This window comes from Candidatus Abyssobacteria bacterium SURF_5 (genome assembly GCA_003598085.1).
Taxonomy (GTDB): domain Bacteria; phylum Abyssobacteria; class SURF-5; order SURF-5; family SURF-5; genus SURF-5.
In genome coordinates this window covers 44,095-51,235 of record QZKU01000099.1, presented here as the reverse complement: position 1 = coordinate 51,235, position 7,141 = coordinate 44,095, and the positions used below count along the sequence as shown (strand labels likewise).

Genomic DNA, 7,141 nt, shown 5'->3' with positions numbered 1-7,141 from the left:
ACACCAAAGCTATCACTCAGAAGAAAAAGAACAAAAGCCGCCCTCGATCAAACTTTCCTACAGAAATTACTCGGAATTTAGATGCGTAAGCCCTGGGCGGCACCCGCGATTCACTTGGTCGCTGATGACGAATCCGATAATGGTCTTCCGTCGCTCAGTTTCAAGGGAGCGTGCCGTCGTCATATACGGTGCGGCCGCCAAGGAATGTTCGCACCACTTTTGTTTGCGGCAAATCATCCAGATCACACGTGAGGGGGTCACGGTCGGTTATAATCAGATCGGCGTAATCGCTTGGGCGAAGCGTCCCGATGTTTTCCCAATCGAGAACACGCGCGGCATCACGGGTCCACATGAGGGCGGCCTCCATCCGAGTGACCGGCTGCGCCGGCCCGAGATTACAGGTTCCGCTTCCACAGAAGCGATGGGTTTGCGCAAGCTGTATGTGCTCGAAAATGTTTTTTGGTCCCCAATCGGTTCCGCAGCCGACGACAAGTCCGGCATCTAGGAGCCTTCGCAGGGGGATCAGGTCCTGCAGGATGTCGTTTCCGAAGCGTTTTCTCATCAGGTCTCCTTTTCCCCAGGAGAATGACATGCTTGTTGTCGCATGGAATCGGAGGCGTGCATAGCGCCTTGCATGTTCCTGCTTCAGCAGATAAACGTGCTGCAGAATCCAGCCGCGGGAGGCCTCGCTCAAGCCGGCGAGCAGGGTTTCGGCGCGATCCAAAAACTCATCGTGGTCTCGATAGCCGGTATTGATGCAATTCAGGCGCAGCTTGTTTCTGGCACAGAATTCAATTGCTCTCGCTTCCTTTTCGCCGGAGACGAAAGTGAATCCGCGTGTGGGTTTTTCGTAGGGGCCGGGATAGCTTTCGTGCATTCGCAGAAAGCCGGGCCAACAGGGGCCGCCACGCGAGATGGTTACTCCGTTTGAGCGGAGAAAATCGTCATTCGTGTTTGTCATGGAGAGCGCAAGCTTCAGGTTTTCCTCGAACTCCTCATCCGAAAGCGGTAATGCCCACGGGAGCCCGTAGATCTCGGATTCGAGTGCGGTAAGCACACGCACGGTCAGCTCGTCATTTTCCCGGAGCGTTCGATATATCTCGATCTCCGCAGGGCTCATCATATGTCCCTCATAGACCGTTGTGACGCCTATGCGGTTGTATTCGGCCATCGCTCCGCGGGTACCGGGGAAAATCGATTCCGGATTGAGAAACGGAATCTGCTTCCAGAGCGAATCGATGAAAGAATCATTGGTGTAATAGAGGTTGACCGACCCGTGAAGGATGCCCGTTGGTTCTCCGTTCGCGTCTTTCTCGATCCATACGTTCTCCACCCGGTCGGGAGTTTCCCTGGTGATGCCGAGAGTGCGGAGCCCGAGGCTATTGAGGGCGCACACGTTCGGGATCACGGGCGCCCACGCCTGAATGAGCACCGGATGTTGTGTAGTGGCGCGATCCAATACCTTTTTTTGGGGGAGGTTTCGCTCCTTCAGGTCGCGATAGGAACGGCGAATGAAGTAGTGAGCCTCTCCCACGGGGGTCGCCATCACCCATTCTCCGGCCGGAGTCTCAGACGCCTTTTTTTGTATTTGCTGGACGATGTCTTCATGCGACTGCGCGTCCGCCAGATTGGCGAGTGGATAACTCAATGCTCCGAAATGGAGGAGGTGAGGATGCGTGTCTATGAGGCCCGGCATTACCGAGCAACCATGAATGTCCAGGGGTTCAGCCGCGGACCCTGCGAGGTTTTTCATCTCCTCTGAAGAGCCAACTCCGGCCACGCGGCCGTTTTTCAAAACAATCGCTTCGGCCGGGGGAGTGACGCCATCCATGACATGGACTTTGCCGCCCGTGATCAGAAGGGTTTGTGATGGGGGCCGGGAGGACGCAAAGGATGTATTGGTATTCATCTTTTTCCCCTTATTTTATTTGCGAAATGTAAGTCCGGATTCTACGGGCAACGATTTTATGGGAATATTTACCGGTGAATGCAATCCATTCGCAGATCAGCGGCAAAGCCTCGCGAAACGCAGGATCATAAGGAGATTCTTGATGTTCAAAATACCGCAAGCGATCACCGCTATATGTGACAGAGAGTTCCGGTTTATATCGGAGAACAGAGAAGCGGGGCAGTTTTTTGCTCAGCCACGCCAGGCATGGTTCAACGAGGAAGATTCGCTCGTCATCAGTAAAAGTGACCCATGCGTGGCCCGATCCGTATCTTCCTCGCGTGCCCAAGACGAGGCGAGCTTCGTAGCCCAGAGCCATCAGTTGCCGCCAGGTCCAGAGGGCGAAGTCCTCGCAATCTCCTTTTTTCTTGATCTCGAAATCCTCGGGCGGCATCCAATAATCCCTTTGTCCGAACTGTTTTAGGTCTGAGACATATCGGCATTGCCTGAGGAAGCAATGGACTTCATCGAGATTGGAACATTTTACGGATAACGGTCGATTGAGATAACGGCCAAGAGGGAGCGTTGGAGCGAAGAGCACATGGTAACGCTTGTTTCTCGGCTGCGAGACCTGTTTTCCTAGTGCGTCATAGGTACCCGGAACAATTTCCGCAATCATGGCTTTGATCTGTTGTGAAGGCCAATGTGAAAGCGCATTCCTTTAATTCCGGCATAGATATATGTCAACGGACGATAGAAATAGTAGAGATCGGATTTCTGCAATAGTAATTCTTTCTTCATGCGATTCTGACATCGGGACAGGGCCGTTAGTATCACATCCATTCTATCAAAGTGAACGCCCGCCCTCAAAGCGGGAAATGAGGTTGTTGCCTGGCGCTCGGTTATGGTAAAATACATCTCTGAATCAGATACAAAATCTTCTATGGTAAGGGCGGGCTTGATGGAATTAATCAAATATTTCTTTGACATCATATTGCATCTGGACAAGCACCTGGATGTGGTCATCAAGAATTTCGGCAACTGGACATATGCCATTTTCTTTTGCATCATCTTTTTCGAGACCGGCGTTGTGGTCACGCCGTTTCTTCCGGGAGATTCGCTGTTGTTTGCCGTAGGCGCTTTGGCCGCCCTCGGCTCGCTGGATGTAAAGCTGGTGCTGATTCTTTTGATCATTGCGGCGATCGCTGGAGATACCGCTAATTACTGGATCGGTCATGCGGCCGGTCCGAAAGTTTTCACGAAGACTAATTCGCGATTCCTGAACAAGGAGCACCTTGACCGGACTCATCGGTTTTATGAGAAATACGGGGGCAAGACAATTGTCCTGGCAAGATTTATTCCTATCATTCGGACATTTGCGCCCTTTGTGGCCGGCATTGGGAGCATGAACTACCGCCATTTTATCGTATACAACGTTTTAGGCGGAACGTTTTGGGTGTTGCTTTTTGTGCTGGGCGGCTATTTCTTTGGGAATATGCCGGTGGTCAAGAACAATTTTTCGCTGGTGATCTTTGCAATCATCTTCATCTCGATCCTGCCGGGTATAATCGAGTTCGTTCGCTCCCGCAGAAAGTCTTCGGATGCCGTCGCTGAGAGGGCCGCGTGCCCTGAGGATTGAGATTCGAACAGCGCCAAACGTCTCATTATTGATCGCTTGCCGCGTTGAAGTCTTGCAGCACTCACCTTCAAAATCTTTCACTTTTCCTCGAAGCATTTTCTTCTTAAGATGATGTCCGTATGCGTTCGAGCACGCGCTCCGAGTCCCGAACGAGGTGGCGCGCGCCCATCAGATAAGCTGCCGCACTGAGCGCCATCACGATCGGCATGATGGCCAGCAAAGCAAAGTGCAGATTCGTCAGGTCCGACACCCACCCGACGAGTACCGGCGAGATGACGTCTCCGAGGGCATGAATGAAGAAGATGTTGAGCGCAAATGCGGTAACGCGCATTTTCGGCATGGTCACATTGATAATGATTGCGTTGGACGGGCCGGTATTGACGAACAGGAAGAACTCGGCCCAGAAAACCGCCTGCCAATATACGAGTGGAGTTCGGGCGGTGAGGGCGATAATCGCACAGGGAACGCTGAGCAATAATCCCGCTCCGGATACGAGGAAATACGCGCTCTCCCACCGTTTCTGAAGCCGGTCTGCAAGCCAGCCGCCGAAAAATGTTCCAATGATGCCGGCCGCCAGTGTGGCAATACCGAAGTAGAGGTCGGCATTTTGGAGTGAGAGTCCACGGACTCGATAGAAGTAAGTCGGCATCCATGCCGCCAGGCCGCCGGTCACAAAGGTCATCAAGGTCATACCGATAGTATCGAATACATAGGAAGGTATGTGCGCCAGGTCAAAGTAAGCCTTGAGCGGAAGCTTGGTTTTCAAATACTGGGCTAATTCTTCCTCACTTACGGCTTCGCTTTGTCCGCGAACGGGTTCCCGGATGAACGTAATCGCGAGCGCCATCAGAAGGCCCGGAAGTCCGACGATGAGAAAAGCGGGCCGCCATCCGAAGCGAACGCCGAGCGCGCCGCCCAGAATGTAGCCGAGGGCGAACCCGACGGGAATTGCGACATAGAAAAAGGCGAGCATTTTGGAGCGGCTCTCGCGGGGATACAGGTCGGTGATGATGGTGGGCGCAGTCGTCGAATAGCTCGCTTCCCCGACCCCGAGGAGGAGGCGGAATCCGAATAGTTGCGCAAAATTCTGTGCGAGAGCCGATGCGGCAGTGGTAATGCTCCAACCGGCCACTCCGGCGCCGGCAATCCACTTGCGCGCATACCGGTCGCCCAACCATCCGAAAAGGGGGGAGAAAATCATGTAGGTGAAAATGAAGGCCGATACCAGCATCCCGAGCGCGCGGTCTGAAAGTGCCCATTCATCCTTGATGAGCGGCAGCATGCCATTGAGCACGCTCCGGTCGATGTAGTTGAGGAGGTTCATGACAAAGAGGATGGCGAGCGTGATGTGGGCCATCCTGCCCGGCGTGATTGATTGCGCCTTTGTCGAAGCCTCGGAAGTCATCGGGATCTGGTTGAGAACTTTCTGTTTTGATGAGGAATGGATCGCCGTGTTTCGGATAAGGGGCCCATTCTATCACCGGCCCTTGCGCTTAGTCAATGACCATCCAATTCTGCTTTGAGATGCTTGACATATGCTTAAAAGCTGGTATACATTTGAGTCTGCGCAGACTGTTGAAGGCGATTAGTTGAGTTGGAACTAAGGGAATACGCAAGCGGGAGGGACCGTGGGCAGACAACATCCTATTTTCACTGAAGAACATGAAATGCTGCGGCGCTCGGTTCGCAGCTTTCTTCAAAAGGAAATCGCTCCGCATGCCGACGAGTGGGATCGGCGGGGCGGCTTTCCTCACCGGGAACTGTTCAAGCGTTTTGGCGAATTGGGCTTCCTGGGCCTAAACATTCCCGAGGAATATGGCGGGGCGGGCGGCGACTTCGTTTCCACGATCGTCTATGGCGAGGAGATGGGCGCCTGCAACGTTGCCGGCGTATCTGCTTCCATTGGAATGCATGCCACCATCGTGCTGCCGTATCTTTCGATGCTCGGAACGGAGGAGCAGAAGCAGAAGTATCTTGTGCCGGGCGTCAGGGGCGAGGTCATCGGCTGTTTGGGGGTGACGGAACCGAATGCAGGTTCGGATGTCGGCTCGATCCGAACCTCCGCAGTGCTCGACGGTGACAGCTACGTCATCAATGGCAGCAAGATATTCATCACGAACGGCGGAATCGCCGACTTCATCATCCTGGCCGCCAAAACCGACAAGGAGAAGGGGCACGCCGGCATCAGCCTCTTTCTTGTTGACACGAATCTACCGGGTTTCACGGTCAGCCGGGACCTTGACAAGCTGGGCTGGCGCTCCGGGAACACGGCCGAACTCGCTTTCGAGGATGTGCGCGTGCCGAGAAGCGCACTGTTTGGCGAGGAGAACATGGGTTTTTACCAGATCATGATCCATTTTCAGGAGGAGCGCTTATATATGGCAATCGGCGCCGTATGTGAAGCCCAGAAAGCGCTCGACCTTGCGATCGAGTATTCGAAGGACCGCGTCCAATTCGGGAGACCGATTGCAAAGTTTCAGGTGACTCGCCACAAGATCGCGGATATGGCCACTGAGATCGAGGCTGCGCGCCAGTTAGTGTACAACACGATCCGGATGCATATCGAACAGGAGCCCTGCAACGTCGAAGTCGCCATGTGCAAGTTGTTCGCCTGCGAGATGTCCAATCGTGTCATCAATCAGTCGCTTCAGCTCTTTGGCGGATATGGTTATATGATGGAATACCCGATTCAGCGGCTGTGGCGCGATTCGCGGATCGGCCCCATCGGCGGAGGCACGTCGGAAATCCAGCGCGAGATCATTGGCAGGCTGCTGCTTCAATAGTTCCGGAACAGGGGAGAGGGCAATGTCGGTAGATTATGTGAAGAAGGGCAACATCGCGTACATAACGCTGAACCGGCCCGAAGCGCGCAACGCGCTCGATCCCGAGACGCTTGAGAAACTTGGGCAGACCTGGATCGACTTTCGGGATGATCCGTCGTTGCTGGTCGCCATTGTTACCGGCGTCGGCAACTCATTCTGCGCGGGCGCCGATCTCGCCACGTTGATCCCGCGAATTACCGCCTCTCCCGAGGGGATCGAGGGTTTGCTGACGGGCGAGGTGGCTAAAATATTCCAATCGGCGATGCTGCGGGATTTTGATCTCTGGAAGCCAATTGTGGCAGCGGTTAACGGCTACTGCATCGCGGGAGGATTAGAGATGCTGCTTGGGATGGATATCCGTATCGCCTCGGAAAAGGCCTTCTTTGCGCTGCAGGAAGTGCGCTGGGGTCTTTTTCCCGCAGGCGGATCGACGGTGCGCCTGCCGCGGCAAATCCCGTTTTGCAAGGCAATGGAAATCTTATTGACGGGCGAGAAGATCGATGCGCGCGAGGCTCATCGAATCGGGCTGGTGAATTACGTCGTTTCGCCGGAGGAATTGATGCCGACTGCCGAGCGTATTGCACAACGCATTTCCGAGAATGGTCCGCTTGCAGTGAAAGCGATCAAGCAGTCGGCGGTCGAATGCCTCAGCCTGCCGCTCGAAGACGCGTTTAGGCGCGAGACCCGGCTTGCGACGCCGGTGTACAAATCGGAGGATGCGGTAGAGGGGCCGATGGCATTCATGCAGAAGCGCAAACCCGAGTTCAAGGGTAAGTAATCCACTAAGCGCGC

At 54.4% G+C, this 7,141-nt stretch carries 6 protein-coding genes; 3 read left to right on the top strand and 3 right to left on the bottom strand.

Features of this window, described 5'->3' with window-relative positions; all coding sequences use genetic code 11:
- Positions 1-160: 160 nt before the first annotated feature.
- Together C4520_14285 and C4520_14280 are read right to left on the bottom strand one after the other, a co-directional pair.
- Positions 161-1,909 (bottom strand): hypothetical protein, encoded by a 1,749-nt coding sequence (locus C4520_14285; protein RJP18598.1) that lies wholly within the window; start codon positions 1,907-1,909, stop codon positions 161-163.
- Positions 1,910-1,919: 10 nt separating this feature from the next.
- Positions 1,920-2,567 carry a hypothetical protein gene (locus C4520_14280; GenBank protein ID RJP18597.1) on the bottom strand — a complete coding sequence of 216 codons (648 nt, stop codon included), beginning with the start codon at positions 2,565-2,567 and terminating at the stop codon, positions 1,920-1,922.
- Between the two features lie 282 nt (positions 2,568-2,849).
- Here C4520_14280 and C4520_14275 point away from each other — a divergent pair, with 282 nt between their 5' ends.
- Positions 2,850-3,527 carry a DedA family protein gene (locus tag C4520_14275; GenBank protein RJP18604.1) on the top strand — a complete coding sequence of 226 codons (678 nt, stop codon included), beginning with the start codon at positions 2,850-2,852 and terminating at the stop codon, positions 3,525-3,527.
- 103 nt (positions 3,528-3,630) lie between these two features.
- Here C4520_14275 and C4520_14270 read toward each other — a convergent pair whose 3' ends face one another.
- Entirely contained in the window at positions 3,631-4,932 is a 1,302-nt protein-coding gene (locus C4520_14270) for an MFS transporter (GenBank protein ID RJP18596.1), read from the bottom strand.
- Positions 4,933-5,155: 223 nt separating this feature from the next.
- On the opposite strand from C4520_14270, the gene C4520_14265 reads away from it, so the two are divergent.
- Together C4520_14265 and C4520_14260 are read left to right on the top strand one after the other, a co-directional pair.
- Positions 5,156-6,310: an acyl-CoA dehydrogenase gene (locus C4520_14265; protein RJP18595.1), complete on the top strand. Its 1,155-nt coding sequence runs from the start codon at positions 5,156-5,158 to the stop codon at positions 6,308-6,310.
- Between the two features lie 22 nt (positions 6,311-6,332).
- Positions 6,333-7,127: a crotonase/enoyl-CoA hydratase family protein gene (locus tag C4520_14260; GenBank protein RJP18594.1), complete on the top strand. Its 795-nt coding sequence runs from the start codon at positions 6,333-6,335 to the stop codon at positions 7,125-7,127.
- The last annotated feature ends 14 nt before the right edge of the window (positions 7,128-7,141 follow it).

Bases quoted from the DNA above. Each gene is read 5' to 3' on its own strand.
- C4520_14285 (RJP18598.1), bottom strand. From the start codon at position 1,909: ATGAATACCAATACATCCTTTGCGTCCTCCCGGCCCCCATCACAAACC.
- C4520_14280 (RJP18597.1), bottom strand. From the start codon at position 2,567: ATGATTGCGGAAATTGTTCCGGGTACCTATGACGCACTAGGAAAACAG.
- C4520_14275 (RJP18604.1), top strand. From the start codon at position 2,850: ATGGAATTAATCAAATATTTCTTTGACATCATATTGCATCTGGACAAG.
- C4520_14270 (RJP18596.1), bottom strand. From the start codon at position 4,932: ATGACTTCCGAGGCTTCGACAAAGGCGCAATCAATCACGCCGGGCAGG.
- C4520_14260 (RJP18594.1), top strand. From the start codon at position 6,333: ATGTCGGTAGATTATGTGAAGAAGGGCAACATCGCGTACATAACGCTG.